Raw genomic sequence first — 1,885 nt, 5'->3', positions numbered from 1 at the left:
CCCACGCTGTATGCGCCGGGCACCGGCACCGTCACGCTGAAGGTGCATGCCGGCGACGCGGTGCAGAAGGGCCAGGTGCTGGCCAGCATCGACAGCCCGGCGCTGGCCAGCCGCGTGGCGCAGGAACAGTCCCAGGCCGACGCATTGCAGGCCGACGCCAAGCGCGCCGAGGTGCAGCTGCGCCAGCAGCGCTCGGTGCTGCAAAGCGCCTGGGAAAACGCCCGCATTGACGCGCAGACGGCCGAGAACGACCTGGTGCGCCAGCAAAAGGCCTTCGAGGCCGGCGCCGCCTCGGGCATGCAGGTCGAACATGCCAAGGACACGCTGGACAAGGCCAGGATCACGCTGTCGCATGCCAAGGAAGGCATGGGCCTGAACGACGACAGCCTGCAGTTCGACCTCAAGGCCAAGCAACTGGCCTACGAGCGTCAGCGCCTTGCCGTGACTGAGCTGTTGCGCCAGCAGAGCGAGCTGCAGGTGCGCTCGCCGGTGGACGGCCAGGTCGGCCAGCTCTTCGTGGCCGAACGCGCCACCGTGGCGCAGGACGCGCAGCTGCTGTCGGTGATCGACCTCTCTGCGCTGGAAGTGCAGATGCAGGTGGCCGAGAGCTATGCCCGTGAACTCTCGGTTGGCATGCCGGGCGAGGTCGCCGGCAACGGCAAGACCTGGCGCGCCGAGGTCAGCGCGGTGTCGCCCGAAGTCGTCAACAACGAGGTCGCCGCGCGGCTGCGTTTCGTCGGCGAGCCGCCCAGCGCGCTGCGCCAGAACCAGCGCCTGTCGGTGCGCGTGCTGCTGGACAAGCGCGACAGCGTGCTCACAGTTCGCCGCGGCAATTTCGTCGAACAGCTCGGCGGCCAGTTCGCCTACGTGGTGCGCGACGGCATGGCCATCAAGCAGCCGGTGCGCCTGGGCGCACGCGGCATCGACCAGATCGAGATCACGCAGGGCCTGAACGTGGGCGACCGCGTGATCGTCTCCGGCACCGACGCGCTGCAAGGCGCCGAGCGCGTGCCACTTTCTCCCTGATTCCTTTCACCCTTTTCCTTCAATCCCATCAGGAGCCCGCATGCTGAAGATGACTGGTTTGTCCAAGGTCTACCGCACCGACATGGTCGAGACCTATGCCCTGCGAGACTTCAACCTCGAGGTCAAGGCCGGCGAATTTGTCGCCGTCACCGGTCCGTCCGGCTCGGGCAAGACCACCTTCCTGACCATTGCCGGCCTGCTGGAAGCCTTCAGCGGCGGCCGCTACGAGCTGGACGGCGTGGACGTCAGCAAGATGGGCGACGACGCCCGCTCGCAGATCCGCAACCAGAAGATCGGCTTCATCTTCCAGGCCTTCAACCTGATCCCGGACCTGCGCGTGGCCGACAACGTGGAAGTGCCGCTGCGCTACCGCGGCCTGCCCGCGGCCGAGCGCAAGCAGCGCGTGATGCAGGCACTGGAGCGCGTGGGCCTGGCCTCTCGCGCCCGCCACTACCCGGCCGAACTCTCTGGCGGCCAGCAGCAGCGTGTGGCGATTGCCCGGGCGCTGGCCGGCAGCCCGCGCCTGTTGCTGGCCGACGAGCCCACCGGCAACCTCGACAGCCAGATGGCCCGCGGCGTGATGGAGCTGCTCGAAGAGCTGCACCGCGAAGGCGCCACCATCGTGATGGTCACGCACGACCCGCAGCTCGCCGCCCGCGCCCAGCGCCATGTGCACGTGATGGACGGCCAGGTGCTGGACCTGACGCTGGCGCGCGAGGCAGGCCTGGAGCCCGGCCGCGCCGCCGCGGCATTGGCTTGAACGGACACCACAATGCCTCGTTCGTTTCGCCTCGCTGCCGTCTGCCTGGCCGCCTGGGCGCTGACCACCGCAGCGCTGCCGGCCTCGGCCGCCGACCTG

The 1,885-nt window shown here is 68.9% G+C and carries 2 protein-coding genes; both read left to right on the top strand.

What is annotated here, in order from left to right:
• On the top strand, positions 1 to 1,026 hold a 1,026-nt coding region (locus FKP22_RS28945), incomplete at its 5' end, for an efflux RND transporter periplasmic adaptor subunit (RefSeq protein WP_141291599.1).
• Positions 1,027 to 1,066: 40 nt separating this feature from the next.
• Positions 1,067 to 1,786: an ABC transporter ATP-binding protein gene (locus tag FKP22_RS28940; protein ID WP_141291598.1), complete on the top strand. Its 720-nt coding sequence runs from the start codon at positions 1,067 to 1,069 to the stop codon at positions 1,784 to 1,786.
• The last annotated feature ends 99 nt before the right edge of the window (positions 1,787 to 1,885 follow it).

This window comes from Ideonella azotifigens (genome assembly GCF_006519715.1).
In the GTDB taxonomy this organism is placed as follows: domain Bacteria; phylum Pseudomonadota; class Gammaproteobacteria; order Burkholderiales; family Burkholderiaceae_C; genus Ideonella; species Ideonella azotifigens.
This window is presented reverse-complemented; position numbering and strand designations above follow the sequence as displayed.